Genomic DNA, 18,969 nt, shown 5'->3' with positions numbered 1-18,969 from the left:
GCGCCTGCTCTTGGTCAGCCCAGTTTCGACGGCGGGGCCCCGAAGGCGCGGGTGAAGGCGGCGGTGAAGGCCGCGGGAGAGGAGTAGCCGAGACGTGCGGCGACCGCGGTGACGCTGTGCGCGGGCAGGAGGGGGAGGGCGGCGAGGAGGCGGGCCCTGGCCCGCCAGGTGGCGGGACTCGTGCCGGTGAGGGCGTGGAAACGGCGGTCGAAGGTACGGGGGCTCATCGCCGCCGCGCGGGCCCAGTCCGTGTTCGTCAGCGCGGTGTCGGGGGCCGCGAGGTAGGCGCGGCACAGGGCGCGGAAGGGCTCCTCGCGCGGGAGCGAGACGGCGAACGGGGCGGACGCGGTGCGGCGCAGTTCGTGCAGGAGGAGGGCGATGAGCGCGCCGTCGCGCCCGGCGGTGTCGTAGTCGGCGCCCAAGTCGTTCGCGGCGCGGAGGAGTTCGCGCAGCAGCGGGCCGACCTCGATGACCGTGCAGGACGTGGGCCACCAGGGGACGGCGTCCGGCTCGATGTACAGGCTCCAGGTGGTGACTCCCCGCATGTGGACCTCGTGCGGGGTGCCGGGCGGAATGCACACGGCCCGGTCGACGGGGACGGTCCAGGCACCCTCCTCGGTCTCCAGGCGCATGACGCCGGAGGCCCCGTGGAGCAGTTGGGCTCGGCGGTGGGTGTGCCGGGCGAGGAGGTGGTCCGGCGGGTAGTCGGTGCCGAGCGGGAGGACGTCGACGGGGAGATGGTCGAGGGCGTCGAGGGGGACGTTGCGCACACCGCCAGGGTATGGCGAAGTCGCGAAGAATGTCGCCCGGCCTGCGATTGCCCGCCATCGGTCGGGTGCGATGTGCTCGGGGGGTGTCCGTACTCGTACTTTTTCTGCTCGGTCTCGGCGTCGGGGTGACCACCGCGCTCTTCGGTTTCGGCGGGGGCTTCGTGACGGTCCCGGTGATCACGGTGGTGGACGCCGGGCTCGGCGGTGACGCCGTGCGGGTGGCGACGGCGACGTCCGCGCTGGTCATGCTCGTCAACGCGCTCGTCGCCACGCTCGCCGCCCCGCCGCGCGAACTGCGTGGGCGGTGGGCGCTCTTCGTGCTGCTCGGCGCGGGCGGGGCGTTGGGGGCGGTCGCCGGGCGGTTCGCGCCGGACCCGGTGCTGCGCTGGGGTTTCGTGGCGTACGTGGGGGTCACGGTCGTGGATCTGCTGGCGCGGCCCGGTTTCCTGCGGCCCGCCCGCGCGGTGGCGGGGCGGCGGCACGCGCTGCCGACCTGGCTGGGGCTGCCGATCGGTGGCGTCGCCTCGTTCCTCGGCGTGGGCGGCAGCGTGATGACGGTGCCGCTGCTGCGCCGGGCGGGAGCGCCGATGCCGGTGGCGGCGGCGCTCGCCAATCCGCTGACGCTGGCGATCGTCGCGCCCGCGCTGTGCGTCTCGCTCGTGGTGCGCGGGAACACGCCCTCGGGTGCCGGGCTCGTCGGGGCGGTGGACGTCGTCGCGGCGCTGTCGCTGCTGGCCGGTTCGACGGTGGTCGTGGTGCTGCTGCGCCGCCGCCCGCCGCGCGTCCCGGACGCGCTGCACGCGGGGGCGTACGTCGCACTGCTCGTCGCGGCGGGGGCCGCGGTCGCGTGCACGGGCTGACGCCTCCTCAACCGAGCCACCGCCCCGTAGAGTCGGCCCCTCACGAGCCCCGAACGAGGAGGGTGCGGCATGAGCGTTCCCGCTGAGCTGGCCGCCGCGAAGTACGTCAGTCTCGTCACGTACCGCAAGAGCGGCGAGGCCGTCGCGACGCCGGTGTGGCTCGCCGTGGACGGCGAGCGGCTCGTGGCGTGGAGCGACGCGCACGCGGGAAAGGTGAAGCGGCTGCGGCACACGAGCCGTGTGAGCGTGCGCGCCTGCGACGTGCGCGGGCGGATCGCGGCGGGCGCGGGCACGTACGAGGGGACGGGCCGCGTCCTGGACGAGGCGGAGGGCCGGGTGGCGCGGCGGGCGCTCGCGCGCAAGTACGTGCTGGTGCGGCTCACCGACCTCGTGCGGCGCGTGGTGCCGCGTATGAACAGGCCCGGCGTCGCGGTGGCGGTGGAGTTCCCGGCGGGGGCGTAGGGACCAGCGGGGCGCGGGGCCGGGGCGCGCCGCTCCGATATCGCGAAAGAATAATTTCGCAAGGATGGTTGCGCAGTTTTTCTTGCGGAACCATACTCGGCGCATGCCCCCTCACCAGGACTCCGCCCCCCAGGACCCCTCTCACCCCGGCCCCCGCCCCGAGCGGGTCACCGAGCTCGCGCGTCTGAAGGCGTTCACCAATCCGCTGCGCATGCGCCTGTACCGGCTGCTCCACGCGGCCGGGGCGGCGACCGCCTCACAGCTCGCCGAGCAGGTCGACGAGGCGCCCTCGCTGGTCAGTTACCACTTGCGCAAGCTCGCCGAGCACGAGTTCGTGGCGGAGGCACCCGAGCACGCGAGGGACGGTCGCGAGCGCTGGTGGCGGGTCGCGAACGAGGGCGGATTCGGCTTCCGCGACTCGCAGTTCACCGGGACGCCGGAGGGGGCGGCCACCACGCAGGCCGTGGCACACGCGATCGTCGAGACCCGCTTCGAGCAGTACCGGCACTACCTCGCACAGGCGCAGGCGTGGGGCGCGCGGTGGTCCGACGCGGCAACGTCGTCGGAATGGATCATGGACCTCACCGCCGACGAACTGGCCGAGATGGGAAGCGAGTTCGAGGCGCTGGCCGCGCGGTGGCGCGAGCGGGCCAAGGCAGCGGCACGGTCCGGTGGCGGAGGGGAGCGCGAGCACGTCTCCCTGCACCTGTACAGCTTCCCGTTCCGCCCCTGAAGCCCCACGTCCCCTCCCGCGCACCCCGAGGAGTCCCGTCATGGCCGCCCCCGCTCCAGCCCTCCCCGTCCCGCCGGCGCCCACCACGCCCTCCCGCCCCGCGCACCGCGACGGCAACGTGCTGCGCTGGCTCCTGGCGTACACCGCCTCACTCGTCGGCGACGGCGTGTACTTCGTGGCGCTGGGCTGGACGGCGCAGAAGGTCACCGATCCGGCCGGGGTGGGGGTCGTGATGGCCACGGGGGCCGTGCCGCGCGCGTTGCTCATGCTGGGCGGCGGGGTGCTCGCCGACCGCCTCGACCCGCGCCGGATCGTCCTCGGCAGCGACACGGTGCGGTGCGTGCTGATTTTCGGGGTGGCCGCGGTGGTCGCCGTCGCCTCGCCCGCGCTGTGGCTCCTCGTGTGCGTGGCGCTCGTCTTCGGCACGGTGGACGCGCTGTTCGTGCCGGCCGTGGGCGCGCTGCCGCCGCGCCTGACCCGTCCCGAGCAGTTCGCACGCGTCATCGGGATGCGGTCGCTCGCGATGCGGCTGAGCCAGATCGCCGCACCGCCGCTCGCGGGGCTCGCGCTGGGGCTCGGCGGGGTGCCGCTCGCCTTCGTCGTCGCGGGGGCGCTCTTCGCGGCGTCGCTGCCGCTGCTGTTCTCGCTGCGGATACGTCCCCCGGCGGCGAGCGACAAGACCAGTGCGGGTGAACACGGCGGCCTGCGCGCCGAGTTGCTCGACGGTCTGCGCTATATCCGCCGGCACCCGCTCGTGCGGCCCCTCGTCCTCGCCCTCGCGCTGTGCGAACTCGGGCTCAGCTCGACACTCAACGTCGGTCTCCTGCTCCTCAACACCGAGCGCGGTTGGGGCCCTTCGGGGTACGGCTGGATCGTGGGCGCCTTCGGTGCCGGAGCGGCGGCCAGCGCGGCGCTCATCACAGTGGTCGGGTGGGTACCGCGCGCCGGTCTCGTGTTGAGCGGGGCGCTCGGGCTCGCGTGTGCGAGCGCGGCGGTGCTCGGTTCCGTGCCCGTCCTCGGTGTCGTCGTCGGGTGCGCTGCGCTCACGGGGCTCGCGGCCGGGACGGCGGGGGCTCTCGACAACAGCCTTCTCCAGAACGCCGCCGACCCCGCCTACCTCGGGCGCGTCACCTCCGTCGTGATGCTCACGATGGTCGGGCTGGCCCCGCTGTCGTACCCGGTGGCGGGTGCCGCGATCGGTGTCTGGGGGGCGGGCCCGGTCTTCGCGGGGACGGCGGCGTTCTCGGCCTGCGGTGCCGCGTACCTGCTCCTCAGCCCGGCGGCGCGCCGCGCCGAACTCCCGCGAAAACAAGTCGCCTTGACGGGCCGTGCCGTCTCGGACGCGCCCGTGCCCGTGAGCCCGGCCCGCCAGGACGCGTGAGCACTCCGTAACGCCCCGTTCACGCGGCGCGCGGACGGCGGGAAACACCCCGTCCCTAGCCTCCCTCCTGCCCGGCATCACCTACCGTCCCCAGGAGGGCATGCATGAGCACCACCCAGTCACGGCCGCCGGCCGCCGCCGAACCCACGCCAGAGGGACCCGTACGCGAGAGCGGGGCGGTGCGGGAGACGCTGGAGGACTACACGCTCCGCTTCGCCCCGCGCTCGTACCGCCGCTGGACGCCCATGGTCGTGGCGACGACGGCGCTCGGCGGGATCGCCTACATGGCGGACTTCTCCATCGGCGCGGGGATCGGGCTCAGCCACGGCACGGGGAACGCGCTGCTCGCGATCGGTGTCGCGGCCGTCCTCATCTTCGTGACGGGCTTCCCGCTCGCGTACTACGGGGCGCGCTACAACCTCGACCTGGACCTCATCACCCGCGGTTCGGGCTTCGGCTACTTCGGCTCGGTCCTCACGAGTGTCATCTTCGCGAGCTTCACCTTCATCTTCTTCGCGCTCGAAGGCTCGATTATGGCGCAGGGTCTCAAACTGGGGCTCCATCTGCCCTTGTGGCTCGGGTACTTGGTGTCGACGTTCATGGTGATCCCGCTCGTGATCCACGGGATGAAGGCGCTCAGCAAGCTCCAGGTGTGGACCACGCCCGTGTGGCTCCTGCTCATGGTGGGACCGCTCGTCTACGTCGTCGCCGAGGACCCGGGCACGGTGGACCGTTTCCTCGCCTACGCGGGCACCTCGGGGGACGGCGGGATCAACACCGCCTCGGTGCTGCTCGGCGCGGGCGTGTGCCTCTCGCTCATCGCGCAGATCGGCGAGCAGATCGACTACCTGCGCTTCATGCCGCCCCGTACCGACAAGAACAGGCGCGCGTGGTGGACGGCCGTCGTCATGGCCGGTCCGGGCTGGGTGGTGCTCGGCGCGCTCAAGCAGGCGATCGGCGTCTTCCTCGCCGTGTACATCCTCTCCGGCGTGGGACCGGCCGCCGCGACCGAGCCGATCCAGCAGTTCCGGGGCGCGTTCGACGCGATGATGCCCTCCTGGCTCGTCGTGCCGCTCGCCGTCGTCCTCGTCGTGATCAGCCAGATCAAGATCAACGTGACGAACGCGTACTCGGGCTCGCTCGCGTGGACGAACTCCTTCACCCGGGTGACCCGCCGCTACCCGGGCCGCATGGTCTTCGTCCTCGTCAACCTCGGCTTCGCACTCGCGCTGATGGAGGCCGACATGTTCAGCTTCCTCAACGACATCCTGAGCTTCTACTCGAACTGCGCGATCGCCTGGGTCGTGACCGTGGCGACCGACATCATGGTCAACAAGTACGTGCTGAGGCTCTCGCCGCTCCAGCCCGAGTTCCGGCGCGGGATGCTCTACGCGGTCAACCCGGTCGGCGTCGTCTCCTTCGTCGCGGCCTCGGGCCTGTCGATCGCGATGTACTTCCACGCGCTCGGCGACACGCTCCAGCCCTACTCCCCCGTCGCCGCCGTCCTCCTCGCCTTCGTCCTCACCCCCGTCATGGCCCTGGTGACACGCGGGAAGTACTACCTGCGGCGCGCGGACGACGGCATCGCGGAACCACTCCTGGACGAGGGCGGCAACCCGAGCGCGAGCCCGTACACGTGCCACGTGTGCGCGCGGGAGTACGAGCGCCCCGATGTCACGGCGTGCGCGACGCACGAGGCGCACGTGTGCTCGCTGTGCCTGAGCACGGACCGCACCGGGGAACACGTGCTGCCGGTGTGAGGCGTGGCCGCGCGGTACGGGGCGGGGACGGCGCGCCCTCGGTGGGCGCCGTCCCCGCCCCGTACCCCCGCTCAGGTGCGCCGCAGCGCCACGACGTCGATCTCGACCAGGATGTCCATGAGGTCCGAGCCGACCGTCGTACGCACCGGGAGGGGCCCGCCCGTGGCCTCGAAGGCCGCGCGGTAGGCGGCGTCGAAGCCCGCGAAGTCGCGGCGCAGGTGCTGGAGATGGACGGTCGCCTTGACGACGTCGCCGAGGGAGAGGCCGTCCGCCGCGAGGACGGCGGCGAGGTTCGCGAGCACCTGCGTGGTCTGCGCCGCGATGCCCTCCGGTACCGCCCCGCTCGCGGGGTCCTGCGGGCCGAGCCCGGAGGTGTACACGTACGGGCCCGCCGCGAGGCCCTGACTGTAGGCACCGGCGGGCGGGGGCGCCGCCTCGGTGCGCAGGGCGTGTTTCGTCGTCCGCTCGCTCATCGGGTCAGGTCCCCTTCCTTCGCGTTGACCTCGGCGTAGTGGTGGAGCTTGTCCTCGTCGACGGTGACGCCGAGCCCGGGGCCGGTGGGGACGGTGAGGCTGCCCTCGCGCAGGGTCAGGGGCTCGATGATGTCGTCGGCGTGCAGGTAGTACATGGAGTCGATGGCGCGGGAGAGGACCGGGGTGCTCGCGACGACGGCGAGGTGCGCGGCGGTCGCGATGCCGAGTTCGCCGCCGCTGTGCAGGTTCATGCCGAGCCCGAAGGTCTCGCAGTGCGCGGCGAGGGCCTTCGTCGCGGCGATGCCGCCCCACTTGTAGACGTCGCCGTGCACGACGTCCACGGCACCGAGCCGCACGGCGGGCGCGAACTCCTCGAAGCGCACGAGGCACATGTTGGTGCACAGCGGGATACGGACCTTCGCGCGCACCTGGCTCATGCCCTCGATGCCGACGCAGGGGTCCTCCAGGTACTCCAGGTCGAGTTCCTCCAGGGCTATCCCTGCGCGGATCGAGTCCGGGACGGACCAGGCGGCGTTGGGGTCGACGCGCAGGTCGATCGCGGGGAGTTCGGCGCGCAGGGCGCGCAGGATCGCGACGTCCCCGGCCACGTCGGTGGTGCCCTTGAGCTTGACGGCGCGGAAGCCGCCCTCGGCGACGACCTTCGCGGTGTGCTCGGCGAGCGCGCCCGGCAGGTCGGCGCGCGAGGCGCCGGGGGCGTCGGCGCGCGTGATGAGCGCGGTGAGGGGGACCTCGGTGCGCACGGGGCCGCCGAGCAGGTCGGTGACGGACTGCCCCGTCGCCTTGCCCATGGCGTCCCAGCAGGCGACGTCGAGCGCGGCGAGCGCCGCGTAGCCGAGGTAGCCGTGGAAGAAGGGCACCATGTGCTGCTTGCGGTGGAAGGCTTCGAGCGCGAAGGGGCTCGTGCCGATCAGGTCCTCGGCGAGGACGCGCACGAGCGCGGCCACGGGCTGCCCCCACATCGTCTCGCCCCAGCCCTCGACGCCACTGTCGGTGCGGATGCGGACGACGGTGCGGGTCTCGCCCGTCTTGGTCTCGAAGGAGGAGGTGAAGGGGTTGAGGAGGGGGAGGTTGACGACGTGGACGTCGACGCCGGTGATCTTCATGGGGTTCCTCGCTGAGTGGTGGTGCGGGTGGTACGGGTGGTGCGGGCGGTACGGGGCGGCTCAGCCCGTGCCGGTGCCGGTTTCGGTACCGGTCACGCGGTCGAAGGCGAGGACGGCTTCGGCGAGGGCGCGGGCCCGCGCGTCGAGGAGCGCGGCCCCCTGCTCCGCCTGGGCGCCCGAGGCGTCGTCCGTGCTGCCGCCGACGCGTTCCCACTCGCCGTGCCGCTCGGTGGTGAGCCCCGGGTAGGGGGGCCGGTCGAAGAGCGGCGGCGGGTCCACGGGCCCGCGGGCGGGGACGGGGGTGCGGACCAGCTCGGGGTGGGCGGCGAGCATGAGCGAGGTCTCGAACCAGCCGGCGTGTCCCGGGACGAGCGCGGCGTGCTCCGCGTCCGCGGCGGCTTCGCCGAGCGACCAGTACGAGCAGGCGGCGGCCGTGACCTCGGCGCGCAGCGCGAAGCGCTTGACCGCGAGGCGCATGATCTCGTCGTTGCCGCCGTGGCCGTTGACCACGAGTACCCTGCGGTGCCCGGTCGCCGCGAGCGAGTCGAGGATCTCGTCGAGCACGAGGCCGAGGGTGTGCGCGGAGAGGGTGAGCGCGGCGGCGAAGAGGTGGTGGGGGCTGTGCCCGTACGGGAGCGTGGGCAGCCGGACGACGTGCGGGACCCGCTCGCCCTGCGCCGCGCGTCCGGCGAGGTGGGCGAGGGCACGCTCGGTGACGGCCTCGGCGAGGAGGGTGTCGGTGCCGAGCGGGAGGTGCGCGGCGTGTTGTTCCTGCGAGCCGATGGGCAGCAGGGCTATGGCGTCGGGGGCGGCCTCGCGGGTCTCGCGCCAGGTGGTCTCGGTCAGGTACCGGTGGCTCACGCGGCTGTCACCCCGGTGGCGCGGCGTGGCAGAGTCGGCGTATGGCGCATGAACGTACTCCTTTGCGGTTGGTGCCGTCCCCGGCCCGCGCGGGCGGCGACGACGGTGTGGCGGGCCCGGGCGCGCTGGGCGCTGTCGAGGTGCTGCCGGGGCGGGTGCGGGCGGCGCTGCTGAGCGGTGCGGGGGTGGTGCGGGAGCGGGGCGAGGCGGTCTTCGATCCGGCGGCGGGCGCGGGCGCGGTGGACGCGGCGCTCGCCGAGGTGGCGGGGCTCCTCGCGAGCGGGTCGCCGCTCGGCGTCGGGGTCGCCGCCGCCGGTGTGGTGGACCCGGGCACGGGGCTCGTCGTGGAGGTGAACGAGGCGCCCGCGCTGCGCGGCTATCCGGTGGCGCGGCGCCTGGAGGCGCTCGTGGGCGCCCCGGTGCGGGTCGAGCACCGGGCGAGGGTGCAGGTGCTGGGCGACCGCTGGTTCGGGCCGGGGCGCGGGCGGCGCTCCTTCGCCTCGGTGTCGACGGGCGAGGTGCTCGGGGTCGGCATCCTGTACGCGGGTGAGGTGCTGGCCCCGCCGGGCGGGCGCAGCGGGGCGCACATGACGGTCTCGGCGAGCGGGCGCCAGTGCACCTGTGGGCGGCGGGGGTGCTGGAAGACGGTGGCGACCACGCGGTGGCTGCGCGAGCGGGCGCGGGCGCTGGGGCTCGGCGGCGAGGTGTCGCTCGGGGCGCTCGTCGCCGCGCCGGGCGAGGAGGCGGCGCGGCTCGTCACCGAGTACGCGGAGAACCTGGTGCTCGGGCTCGCGACGGTCCAACAGCTCTTCGCCTGCGGCCTGTTCGTGCTCCATGGGGAGGCACGCGAGGGCGGTGAACGGTTCCGGGCGCTGGTCGAGGAACGCCTGCGTGCCGACGTGCTCGGCGGGGGCGAACCGGTGCGGGTCGTGGTGAGCGAGGCGGCGGTGGACGATGTCGCGCTGCTCGGCGCGGCGGGGCTCGTGCTCTCGGGGCGCTGAGGAGGTCCGGGCCGTCCGGGCCCGTACCGCCGCCCGTGCGGCCGTCTCGTCCCGTACCCGCACGATGGGGAGCGCGCTCATGCGGCGCTCCGGCGGCGACGGCGGGGGTCCGGCACGGGGACCGCGTCGAGGAGGGCGCGCGTGTAGTCGTGCGCGGGGTGGGCGAAGACCTCGGCGGCAGTGCCGGTCTCGACGATGCGGCCCGCGCGCATGACGGCGACGCGGTCGGAGATCTGCCGGACGACCGCGAGGTTGTGCGAGACGAAGAGGTACGTGAGGCCGAGGCGCTGTTGCAGTTCGGCGAGGAGGTCGAGGACGCGGGCCTGCACGGAGACGTCGAGGGCGCTCGTGGGCTCGTCGAGGACGACGAGGCGGGGTTCGAGGGCGAGGGCGCGGGCGATCGAGACGCGCTGGCGCTGGCCGCCGGAGAACTCGTGCGGGTAGCGGTCGAGGACGCCTGCGTCGAGTCCCACCGCGTCGAGGAGTTCGGCGACGCGAGCGCGGCGGCGGGCCCGGCCGCCCCTGCCGCGGTAGGCGGGGTCGTGCGTGACGAGGGGTTCGGCGACGATGTCGGCGACGCGCAGCCGCGGGTTCATGCTGGAGTACGGGTCCTGGAGGACGACCTGGAGCTGGCGGCGGAAGCGGCGCAGCGCGGCGTGATCGAGGCCGTGCAGGTCGGTCCCGTCGAAGTGGACGGTGCCGGCGGTGGGTTCGGTGAGGCGCAGGAGGAGCCGGGTCAGCGTCGTCTTGCCGCAGCCCGACTCGCCGACGAGGGCCAGGGTCTCGCCCTCGTGGACCGTGAGGTCGACGCCGTCGACGGCGACGCTCGGTGGGCGCCCGGGGAACTCCTTGCGCAGGCCGCGTAGTTCGAGGAGCGGGGTGGCGGTCGCTGTCATGCGGCGGGCTCCAGTCGGGGCGTCGCGTCGAGGAGGGCGCGGGTGTACGGGTGGGTGGGGCGGGCGAAGACCTGCTCGACGTCGCCGCTCTCGACGACCTCGCCGTGGCGCATGACGACGACGCGGTCGGCGGTCTCGGCGACGACGCCGAGGTCGTGCGTGATGAGGACGACGGCCATGCCGTGGCGCTCCCGCAGGTCCGTGAGGAGGTCGAGGATCTGGCGTTGCACCGTGACGTCGAGCGCGGTGGTGGGTTCGTCGGCGATGAGGACGCGGGGGCGGGCGACGAGCGCGGAGGCGATCATGACGCGCTGGCGCAGGCCGCCGGAGAGTTCGTGGGGGTACTGGCGGTAGCGGCGCTCGGGGTCGGGGATGCCGACGTCGGCGAGGGCTTCGAGCGCGGCGGCGCGGGCCTCCTGGCGGCTGTGGCCGCCGTGCAGGCGCAGGACCTCGCTGACCTGGTGGCCGCAGCGCTGGAGCGGGTCGAGGCTCGTCATGGGGTCCTGGAAGACCATGGAGATGTCGCTGCCGCGCAGGCGGCGCAGGGCGCGTTCGGGGCGGTGCAGGATGTCGGCGCCGTCGAGGAGGACTTCGCCGCGCGGGTAGCGGCAGGGCGGTTCGGGGTTGAGGCGCAGGGCGGCGAGCGCGGTGGCGGACTTGCCGCTGCCGGACTCTCCGACGACGGCGAGGGTCTCGCCCGCGTGGACGGCGAGGTTCACCCCGCGTACGGCGTGGACGGTGTGGGACTCCAGGCGGAAGTCGACGTGGAGGTCCTGGATCTGGAGGACGGGCGCGGCTGTCGGCGTGCCGGGCGTCTTCGGGGTCGTGTGCTCGGTCATCGGCGGTAGGCCTTCGGGTCCGCGACGTCGCGCAGGGCGTCGCCGGTGATGTTGACGGCGAGTGAGGTGAGCATGAGGGCGATGCCGGGGAAGACGGCGACCCACCAGGAGGTGCCGAGGTAGAGCTGTCCGTCGGCGAGCATCGCGCCCCAGGTCACGGTCTCCTTGGGGACGCCGAGGCCGAGGTAGCTCAGGGACGCCTCGGCGACGATGGCGGCGGCGATGTGCAGCGTGCCGATGGTCGCGAGGGGTGCCATGACGTTGGGCAGGAGGTGGCGGCGCATGATCGCGGGGTGCCGTACGCCGATCGCGTGCGCCTCGGTGACGAAGTCGCGGGTGCGCAGGGAGAGCACCTCGGAGCGCACCACGCGGGCGTAGGAGACCCAGCCGGTGATGCCGAGGACGAGGATCACGTACCAGAGCCCGGAGCCGACGAAGCCGACGACCGCGAGGGCGAGGAGGATCGCGGGGAAGGCGAGCTGGACGTCGGCGAGGCGCATGAGGAGGCGGTCGGTCCAGCCGCCGAAGTACCCGGCGGCGAGTCCGGCGAGGGTGCCGAGGACACCGGCGAGGAGGGCGGCGCCCGCGCCGACCATGAGCGAGACGCGCGTGCCGTAGATGACGCGGGAGAGCAGGTCGCGGCCGAGCTGGTCGGTGCCGAGGAGGTGCGCGGAGCTGCCGCCGTGCTGCCAGGCGGGTGGCTTGAGGCGCGCGAGGAGGTCCTGCGCGTTGGGATCGGCCGGCGCGATGAGCGGGGCGAAGACGGCGCAGACGAGGACGAGGAGGAGGAAGGCGAGGGCGGCGACGGCGAGCTTGTTGCGCAGCAGGGAGCGTACGGCGGCCGCGCGGGTGCTCGCGGGCGCGGGCGGGGCGGCGGGCTCGGCCGCGGGGGGTGCGGTGGTCGTGGTCATGCGCGGGTCCTCACCCTCGGGTCGAGGAGGCTGTAGGAGAGGTCGACGAGGAGGTTGACGACGACGAAGGTCGCGGCGAAGAGCAGGATCGTGGCCTGGACGAGGGGGAAGTCGCGGTTGGAGATGGCCTCGACGGTGAGGCGTCCGACGCCGGGCCAGGAGAAGACCTGTTCGGTGAGGATGGCGCCGCCGAGGAGGCTGCCGACCTCAAGGCCGACGACGGTGACGACGGGCAGCGAGGCGTTGCGCAGCCCGTGCGTGAGAACGGTCCGCACGGGGCCGAGGCCGCGCGCGCGGGCGGTGCGGATGTGGTCGGAGGCGAGGACGTCGACGAGCGAGGAGCGCAGCAGCCTGGCGACGACGGCGACGGAGTAGACGGCGAGCGTCACCGAGGGCAGGACGAGGTGAGCGAAGCTTCCGTACCCGGAGGCGGGCAGGGCGTGCAGGCCGACGGCGAAGACGAGGACCAGGAGGATGCCGACCCAGAAGGGCGGCGTGGACTGGCCGAGGAGGACGCCGGTCATGACGGTGCGGTCGGTGGCGCGGCCCCGGCGCATCGCGGCGATGGTCCCCGCGGGGAGCGCGATGACGAGGGTGACGACGAGGGCGCCCGCCGCGAGGAGAAGGGTCGCGGGGATGCGGTCGGCGAGCACGGTGCGGACGGGCTGGTTGTAGAAGAGCGAGTCGCCGAAGTCGAGGCGCGGCAGGCCCCACAGGTAGTCGAGGTACTGCGTGAACAGGGGGCGGTCCAGGCCGAGGCTGTGCCGCAGGACGTGTTCCTGCTGGGCGGTCGCGTCGGGTGGCAGGAGGACCTTGACGGGGTCCCCGGAGAGCCGGACGAGGAAGAAGGCGACGGTCGCCGTGCAGAGCAGGACGAGGAGCGCGGTGCCGATGCGGACGGCGAGGGTGCGCAGGAGGGGCCCGGAGCGGCCCGGCCGCTTCACGGTCGCGGGCGCCGGGGTGGGGGCGAGCGTGGTGCTCATCGGGTGACCTCCGCGCTCGCCATGTCGAGGACTCCGGCGGCGCCGGGGGTCCAGTGGGGGCGGTCGTTGCGGGCGTAGATGTTGTCGATCTGGTACAGGGACACGAAGGGCGCCTCCGTCTTGACGAGTTCCTGGAGGCGGCTGAAGGCGCGGCGGCGGGTGGCCGGTTCGACGGAGAGTTCCTCGGAGTCCACGAGGTCGTCGGCGCGCTTGTCGTGCCAGCGGCTCTGGCGGCGGTCGGAGCGGACGTTGGACTGGAGCATGCTCTCGCCGTCGAGGGTCCACACGGTGGAGGCGGCGAGGTAGAGAGGGCCGAGGGCGCCGTGGTTGTCGGAGGTGAGGCGCTGCGCGTAGGTGCCGGGGTCGAGGAGGTTGACCTTGGCGTGCACCCCGGCGCGGGCGAGGAGCCCGGAGAGGGCTTCGGCGACGTTGGCGTCGACGTTGGACGCGGTGAGCGTCGTGTGGAAGCCGTGCGGGTGACCGGCCTCGGCGAGGAGGTGTTTGGCGCGGCCGACGGAGCGGGTGTACGGGGTGATCGACTCGTCGAAGCCGAAGGCGCCGCGCGGGATCATCGCGGGCACCTCCTGGGCCTTGCCGCTGAGCACGGCCTTGATGAGCAGGGGCACGTCCACCGCGTGGTTGAGGGCCTGGCGCACCCGGCGGTCGCGCAGGGGTCCGTCGGTGAGGGTGTCGAGCGAGAGGTAGGAGGTGCGGATGCCGGTGTGGTGGTCGAGGTGGACGCCCGGGTAGCCGTCGAGTTGCTGGGCGGCGTCGGGGGTGAGGCCGCTGACAAGGTCCACCTCGCCGCTCTGGAGCGCGGCGAGCGCCGAGGAGGCGTTGGGCGCGGGGGTGAAGACGACCTCGTCCGGTCCCGGGCGGCCCCGCCAGTGGTGGGGGAAGGCGCGCAGGCGCAGTTCGTGGTCGCGCTGCCAGTGGGCGAACGTGAAAGGGCCGGTGCCGACGGGGTGGTTGGCGAAGCCGTCGTCGCCGACCTTCGCGAGGTAGCGGGGCGGGACGACGACGCCGCCGAAGAGGGAGACCTTGTCCGGGAGGATCGGGTCGTGCACGGAGGTGTGGACGTCCACGGTGTGCGGGTCCACGACGGTGACCCCGTCGACGTACCGCAGTTCCACGATGGGCGACTTGGTGGCGGGGTCGAGGAGCCGGTCGAGGCTGAACTTGACCGCTTTCGCGTCGCACGCCTCGCCGTTGTGGAAGCGGACGCCGGGGCGGAGCGTGAAGCGCCACACCTTCGGCGAGACGGCCTTCCAGGTGAGCGCGAGGCCGGGCTCCAGCTTGTTGTCGCGGCCCCGGACGGTGAGCGTGTCGAAGACGTTGACGAGGACGTTCATCGAGACCATGTCGCCCTGCTTCTGCGGGTCCATGGTCTTCGGGTCGCCGGTCTGGGAGACGCGCAGGACGTTGCCCGCGTGCGTGGCGGGCTCGGTGCCGCAGCCGGTCAGGAGCCCGGTGGCGGCGAGCGCGGGCACGGCCGCGCCGCCGTAGCGCAGCACGGTGCGCCGCGAGGGGCGGGGCCCGTGTGACGCGCCCCGAGGTATTCGTTCCATTGAGCAACACACCCGTTCCGGCAGATGGAATGCAGTGCGGGTAAGCTAAACCCCATGGGGAAAACGGTCAACAGTCGTTCGCAGGCGGCGGCCCTCGCGGCTCCCGATGTTTCGCCAGGTGAGGGCCTTGCCGCGGGGCCGGCGGACAGGATCGCTCCCGGTCCGGTGGACAAGGCGATGGAGGTCCTGTCGGCGCTCGTCGCGACGGGCGCGCCGCACCGGCTCGCCGAGCTGTCACGGCGTACGGGGCTCGCGAAGCCCACCGTGCACCGGTTGTTGCGCTCGCTCGCCGCCGCGGGCTTCGCCGAGGCCGCCGAGGGCGGCAGCTACCGCCCGGGCCCCCGCCTGCTCGGCCTGGCCGCGGCCGTGCTCGCCGAGGAGCCCGTCCTGCGTCACGTGCGCCCAGTGCTCGGCGAACTCCACGCCCGCACCGGGCTGTTCGCCTCGTACGCGGTGCGCGACCGCGAGTGGCTCGTGCACGTCGAGGTGAGCGCGCCCGGCGCGGGGCTCGCGCTCGGGCCGCGGCCGGGCGAGCGCGAGCGGCTCACCGCGGGCGCCGCGGGGCTGCTCGTACGGGCCCTGAGCGAGGCGCCCGCCGGGAACGAGGACGCGGAGGCGCCCGCCGAGGACGCGGAGGCGCCCGCCGAGGACGCCGAGGCGCTCGCCGGAGCGGCCCGTACCGGCTGGACGCTCGACTCGGCCGACGCCGGGGCGGCGCGGCGCGCCCTGGCCGTCCCCGTGCACGGCCCGGACGGCGCGCTCGCGGGCGTACTCGTCCTGGGCGGCCCGCTGTTCACCTTCGACGACACCGCCGCCGGGATGTACGCGCCGCTCGCGCTCTCGGCCGCGCGCGGCATCGAGGCCGGGCTCGCGTCGGAGGCCCCGCCACACCTGGGCCTCGTCGGCGCGGGAGGTGAGGAGCGATGAGCGCGGAGCGTGCGCGGGCGGGCGCGGCACGGCGCGCGCTGCTCGCCGGGGGCCGGGAGCGCGGCCTGTACTCGGGTGCCGCCTGGGCGCTTTCGACGCCGGACGGCGGCGTGGACCGCGGGTGGCTCGGGACGCGGGCCTGGGACGGTCCCCCGCTGGACGGCACGGAGCTGTGGGACCTCGCCTCCGTGACCAAACCCGTCGTGGGTCTCGTCGTGACGGCCCTCGCCGAGCGTGGTGCCCTCTCCCTCGAAGCCCCGCTCGCCGCGTACCTGCCCCGTTACCGCGACACCCCGCTCGCCCCCTTGACCGTCGCGGCGCTGCTCACCCACACCTCGGGGCTGCCCGGCCAGGTCCCGATGTACCGCACGCACCCGACCCGCGAGGCGCTGCTCGACGGGCTCGCGCGGCTCCCGCTGAGCGGGCCGCCCGGGCAGCACGTCACGTACTCCTCGCAGGGCTTCATGCTCCTCGGGCTGCTCGCCGAGGCGGCGGGCGGCGAAGGGCTCGACGCACTCGTGGAGCGGTACGTGTGCGCACCGCTCGGATTGCGCGGGACCCGGTTCGGGCCGGTGCCGGCGGAGCGCGCGGTGGCGACCGAGGACTGCCCGTGGCGGGGGCGCGTGGTGCGGGGCGAGGTCCACGACGAGAACGCCGTCGTGCTCGGCGGGATCGCCGGGCACGCCGGGCTCTTCGCCCCGCTCGCCGACGTCGAGACGCTCGCCCGCTCGCTCGCGGGCGGGGCCTCCCCACTGCTGCGCCCCGAGACGTACGCGCGCATGACGGCCCCCCACACCGACGGACTGAACCTGCGCCGGGCGCTCGCCTGGCAGGGTCAGGACACCGGCGACGCCTCGCCTGTCGGCGGCTCGTTCGGCCCGGACGCGTACGGACACACGGGCTTCACGGGGACCAGCCTGTGGGTGGACCCCGCCACGGGGCGGTACGCGGTCCTGCTCACCAACCGCGTGCACCCTTCGCGCGAGGAGCGGGGCTTCGCGGCGCTGCGCAGGGAGTTCCACGGGCTGGGGTGGTGAGGCTCCGCCCCGGAGTGCTGGAGTGCGCCCCCTGAAGCTCCCGTACCGCGCCCCCGAGCGCCGGGCGGTTGCGCCCCGAACGGCGCACCTCCGCACGCCCCCGCCAGGCCGCTGGCCGCATCATGCAGGGGGCAGCCGGTGCCCGCGACCCTCCCGCAGGACGGAGCCTGTCATGCAGCCCGAGCGCTACGAGCTGACCTTCGACGCCGCCGAGATCGTGGGCGAGCCGGGCGGCGGCCCGGCCGCCGTGACAGTGACCCGCACCCAGCAGACGGGCCCGAGCGGTGCCCCGCTCTACCGCGACGAGACGGGCATCGTGCAGGCGGAGATCAACCCCGAGGGCGAGATCAGGATGCTTCCGACGAGCACGCACCAGTCGCCGAGCACACCGCGCAGCGTGCGGCCGCTGCCGGACTGACCGCGCACCGCGCGCGCTGGAGGGGCGGCACCCGAGCGGTGCCGCCCCTCCAGCGCGTTCAGCGCCATGCCGCGCCCTCCCCAGCGGGTCGTGGCGTCACTTCTTCAGGAACTCCAGGAGGTCCTTGGTGAACTTCTCCTTGTCGCCCGGGACGAGGGCGATGCCGTGCGAGCCGCCCGCGTAGACCTTCAGTTCGGCGCCGGGGACGAGCTGGGCCGTCTTCCTGCCGGTGGCGTCGATCGGCACCACCTGGTCGTCGTCGCCGTGCACGACGAGAGTGGGGATGTCGAACTTCTTCAGGTCCTCGTGGAAGTCCGTCGCCGCGAAGGCGTCGACGCAGGCCACGCTGCCCTCGATGGCCTCCTGCATGGCCATGAGCCAGAACTCGTCCTTGTTGCCCTGGGTGACCTTGTTCCCGTCCCGGTTGGCGCCGAAGAAGCCCACGGCGGTGTCGCGCCAGAACTGCGAGCGCTCCGCGAGAATCCCCTTCTTGATGTCATCGAACACGCTCTGCGGGACGCCCTCCGGGTTGTCGGGGCCCTGGAGCATGAGCGGCGGGATCGCCGAGAGCAGGACGGCGGAGTGGACGCGGTCCGTGCCGTGGCGGCCGATGTAGCGGGCGAGTTCGCCGCCGCCCATCGAGTGCGCGACGAGGGTGACGTCGCGCAAGTCGAGCTCGGTGATGAGGTCGTGCAGGTCGTCCGCGAAGGTGTCGAAGTCGTAGCCGTCGAAGACCGGTGTCGAGCGGCCGTGCCCGCGCCGGTCGTGCGCGATACCGCGGTACCCGGCGTCGGCGACCGCCTTGAGCTGGTCCTGCCAGGCGTCGCCGCTGAGCGGCCAGCCGTGGATGAAGACCACGGGGCGGCCCTTGCCCCAGTCCTTGTAGAAGATCTCGACTCCGTCACGCGTGGTGATCGCGGGCATCGTGCGTCCTCTCCGGTGGGGGCGCGGCACCCGAAACGGTGCCCGCGCGTCCTCCGTCAAGGGTCACCGAGTGGGCGGCGGACGCAACCGGAGGCGGCTCCGACGCCGCGATCGGGGCCGGCATCAGGACGCGGGGCACACGTCCCGTACGTATCCCTTCTCACCGCGCGGTACGAGGTCCAGATCGCGCAGCACGACCGCCGGGCGCAGTCCCCGCACCGCGCAGGCCCCGCGCAGCCCCTCGCGCGTGTACTCGATGTCGACGACGTGCCCGTCGAAGGCGCGCAGGTACGTCCCGCACTCCTCGTACGCGCCGCACTCCTCGGTGACCGCGAAGTCGAGACCGGCCTTCTCGCGCCTGGACGCCAGCTCGGCCGTGTTCTTCTGGGCGATCGCGAGGCCGTGGTGGTGGGCGGTGCGGGCGAGGAGGGTGAGGTAGGCGGTGGCGTCGGTGGCCTTGAGGAGGCCGTGGGAGCGCGTGTAGCTGTCGTAGTTGTCGGGCTCCACGGCCTGGAAGCCGTGCCGGGCGCAGCCCGCGATCTGTTCGCCGACGCGGGCGGCGGCGCGCTTCCTGCGCTCCGGGGTGCGCAGGTCGATGAGTTGCTCGTTCCAGTCGCGGTCGATGACGGCCTTGCCGCGCGCGTCGCGCAGGAGGAGGTCGGCAGGCCAGTCGGCGGCGCGTCCCGGCTGGGCCTGGAAGGCGTTGACGTAGCAGACGTTGTAGTGCCCGGCGGCGGGCTTCGCCGTGTGGTCGCGGACGACGATCCCGGCTCCGGCGGGGGGCGGGTAGGAGCCGCCGAGCTGGTAGTCGATGCCCTGGTGGCGGGGCGGGAGGCGCGGGTCCCGGCTCGCCCCGGGGGCGGTGGGTGCGAAGTCCGTGCCGCAGGCGGCGAGGAGGAGGACGGCGAGCAGAAGGCCGGGCAGGCGGAGCGAGAACACCCCGGGAGCCTACGGGAGGGGTGCGGCGGGCCGGGATGCGATGAGTTCGGGGCGGTGGGACGGTCGTAGCTGGTGAGGACGTACGGAGTGGCCGTGCGCCCC

The 18,969-nt window shown here is 73.8% G+C and carries 20 protein-coding genes; 9 read left to right on the top strand and 11 right to left on the bottom strand.

What is annotated here, in order from left to right; all coding sequences use genetic code 11:
- Positions 1 to 14 precede the first annotated feature (14 nt).
- Positions 15 to 770, bottom strand: a complete 756-nt coding sequence (locus ACIP4O_RS17575; RefSeq protein ID WP_401575354.1) for a helix-turn-helix domain-containing protein — start codon at positions 768 to 770, stop codon at positions 15 to 17.
- 83 nt (positions 771 to 853) lie between these two features.
- On the opposite strand from ACIP4O_RS17575, the gene ACIP4O_RS17570 reads away from it, so the two are divergent.
- The 5 genes from ACIP4O_RS17570 to ACIP4O_RS17550 all read left to right on the top strand — a co-directional run bounded on the left by ACIP4O_RS17570 (position 854) and on the right by ACIP4O_RS17550 (position 5,966).
- A complete protein-coding gene (locus tag ACIP4O_RS17570) occupies positions 854 to 1,630 on the top strand; it encodes a TSUP family transporter (protein ID WP_401575353.1) in 777 nt (258 codons plus the stop codon).
- A gap of 69 nt (positions 1,631 to 1,699) precedes the next feature.
- Entirely contained in the window at positions 1,700 to 2,092 is a 393-nt protein-coding gene (locus tag ACIP4O_RS17565; RefSeq protein WP_401575352.1) for a PPOX class F420-dependent oxidoreductase, read from the top strand.
- 103 nt (positions 2,093 to 2,195) lie between these two features.
- The gene (locus ACIP4O_RS17560; RefSeq protein WP_401575351.1) at positions 2,196 to 2,825 is read left to right on the top strand and encodes an ArsR/SmtB family transcription factor; all 630 of its coding nucleotides are present in this window, start codon (positions 2,196 to 2,198) and stop codon (positions 2,823 to 2,825) included.
- A gap of 40 nt (positions 2,826 to 2,865) precedes the next feature.
- A complete protein-coding gene (locus tag ACIP4O_RS17555) occupies positions 2,866 to 4,206 on the top strand; it encodes an MFS transporter (RefSeq protein ID WP_401575349.1) in 1,341 nt (446 codons plus the stop codon).
- A gap of 104 nt (positions 4,207 to 4,310) precedes the next feature.
- Complete coding sequence (locus ACIP4O_RS17550; protein WP_401575348.1) at positions 4,311 to 5,966, top strand: purine-cytosine permease family protein; 1,656 nt, start codon at positions 4,311 to 4,313, stop codon at positions 5,964 to 5,966.
- Between the two features lie 71 nt (positions 5,967 to 6,037).
- On the opposite strand, the gene ACIP4O_RS17545 is transcribed toward ACIP4O_RS17550, so the two are convergent.
- Genes ACIP4O_RS17545 through ACIP4O_RS17535 form a run of 3 tightly spaced genes read right to left on the bottom strand, consistent with a single transcriptional unit; the run spans position 6,038 to position 8,424 of the window.
- Positions 6,038 to 6,439 carry a RidA family protein gene (locus tag ACIP4O_RS17545; protein ID WP_401575347.1) on the bottom strand — a complete coding sequence of 134 codons (402 nt, stop codon included), beginning with the start codon at positions 6,437 to 6,439 and terminating at the stop codon, positions 6,038 to 6,040.
- On the bottom strand, positions 6,436 to 7,563 hold the full coding sequence (locus tag ACIP4O_RS17540) for an enolase C-terminal domain-like protein (protein WP_361324650.1): 1,128 nt from the start codon (positions 7,561 to 7,563) through the stop codon (positions 6,436 to 6,438). Before ACIP4O_RS17540 ends, ACIP4O_RS17545 begins: the two co-directional genes overlap by 4 nt.
- 60 nt (positions 7,564 to 7,623) lie before the next feature.
- Positions 7,624 to 8,424, bottom strand: a complete 801-nt coding sequence (locus tag ACIP4O_RS17535; protein WP_401575346.1) for a creatininase family protein — start codon at positions 8,422 to 8,424, stop codon at positions 7,624 to 7,626.
- 41 nt (positions 8,425 to 8,465) lie between these two features.
- Between ACIP4O_RS17535 and ACIP4O_RS17530 the strand changes: the two genes are divergently transcribed.
- A complete protein-coding gene (locus ACIP4O_RS17530) occupies positions 8,466 to 9,425 on the top strand; it encodes an ROK family protein (protein ID WP_401575345.1) in 960 nt (319 codons plus the stop codon).
- A 77-nt stretch (positions 9,426 to 9,502) separates the two neighbouring features.
- On the opposite strand, the gene ACIP4O_RS17525 is transcribed toward ACIP4O_RS17530, so the two are convergent.
- The 5 genes from ACIP4O_RS17525 to ACIP4O_RS17505 are packed head-to-tail and all read right to left on the bottom strand — an operon-like array spanning position 9,503 to position 14,622.
- Entirely contained in the window at positions 9,503 to 10,321 is an 819-nt protein-coding gene (locus ACIP4O_RS17525; protein ID WP_401575344.1) for an ATP-binding cassette domain-containing protein, read from the bottom strand.
- Positions 10,318 to 11,160, bottom strand: coding sequence for an ATP-binding cassette domain-containing protein (locus tag ACIP4O_RS17520; RefSeq protein WP_401575343.1), 843 nt, complete (start codon positions 11,158 to 11,160; stop codon positions 10,318 to 10,320). Before ACIP4O_RS17520 ends, ACIP4O_RS17525 begins: the two co-directional genes overlap by 4 nt.
- Positions 11,157 to 12,071, bottom strand: coding sequence for an ABC transporter permease (locus ACIP4O_RS17515; RefSeq protein ID WP_129286823.1), 915 nt, complete (start codon positions 12,069 to 12,071; stop codon positions 11,157 to 11,159). Before ACIP4O_RS17515 ends, ACIP4O_RS17520 begins: the two co-directional genes overlap by 4 nt.
- Complete coding sequence (locus tag ACIP4O_RS17510; RefSeq protein ID WP_401575342.1) at positions 12,068 to 13,054, bottom strand: ABC transporter permease; 987 nt, start codon at positions 13,052 to 13,054, stop codon at positions 12,068 to 12,070. The genes ACIP4O_RS17515 and ACIP4O_RS17510 overlap by 4 nt, the downstream gene beginning before the upstream one ends.
- Entirely contained in the window at positions 13,051 to 14,622 is a 1,572-nt protein-coding gene (locus ACIP4O_RS17505; protein WP_401575341.1) for an ABC transporter substrate-binding protein, read from the bottom strand. The genes ACIP4O_RS17510 and ACIP4O_RS17505 overlap by 4 nt, the downstream gene beginning before the upstream one ends.
- A gap of 54 nt (positions 14,623 to 14,676) precedes the next feature.
- On the opposite strand from ACIP4O_RS17505, the gene ACIP4O_RS17500 reads away from it, so the two are divergent.
- The 3 genes from ACIP4O_RS17500 to ACIP4O_RS17490 all read left to right on the top strand — a co-directional run bounded on the left by ACIP4O_RS17500 (position 14,677) and on the right by ACIP4O_RS17490 (position 17,004).
- Positions 14,677 to 15,549, top strand: a complete 873-nt coding sequence (locus ACIP4O_RS17500; protein WP_401575339.1) for an IclR family transcriptional regulator — start codon at positions 14,677 to 14,679, stop codon at positions 15,547 to 15,549.
- Positions 15,546 to 16,586, top strand: a complete 1,041-nt coding sequence (locus ACIP4O_RS17495) for a serine hydrolase domain-containing protein (protein ID WP_401575338.1) — start codon at positions 15,546 to 15,548, stop codon at positions 16,584 to 16,586. The genes ACIP4O_RS17500 and ACIP4O_RS17495 overlap by 4 nt, the downstream gene beginning before the upstream one ends.
- Positions 16,587 to 16,758: 172 nt before the next feature.
- On the top strand, positions 16,759 to 17,004 hold the full coding sequence (locus tag ACIP4O_RS17490) for a DUF6296 family protein (protein WP_401575337.1): 246 nt from the start codon (positions 16,759 to 16,761) through the stop codon (positions 17,002 to 17,004).
- A gap of 96 nt (positions 17,005 to 17,100) precedes the next feature.
- On the opposite strand, the gene ACIP4O_RS17485 is transcribed toward ACIP4O_RS17490, so the two are convergent.
- Both ACIP4O_RS17485 and ACIP4O_RS17480 read right to left on the bottom strand, forming a co-directional pair.
- Complete coding sequence (locus ACIP4O_RS17485; protein ID WP_401575336.1) at positions 17,101 to 17,928, bottom strand: alpha/beta fold hydrolase; 828 nt, start codon at positions 17,926 to 17,928, stop codon at positions 17,101 to 17,103.
- Positions 17,929 to 18,051: 123 nt separating this feature from the next.
- Positions 18,052 to 18,867 (bottom strand): endo alpha-1,4 polygalactosaminidase, encoded by an 816-nt coding sequence (locus tag ACIP4O_RS17480; RefSeq protein ID WP_401575335.1) that lies wholly within the window; start codon positions 18,865 to 18,867, stop codon positions 18,052 to 18,054.
- Positions 18,868 to 18,969: the final 102 nt, after the last annotated feature.

The organism is Streptomyces sp. NPDC088923 (genome assembly GCF_044749745.1).
Taxonomy (GTDB): Bacteria; Actinomycetota; Actinomycetes; order Streptomycetales; family Streptomycetaceae; genus Streptomyces.
This window is presented reverse-complemented; position numbering and strand designations above follow the sequence as displayed.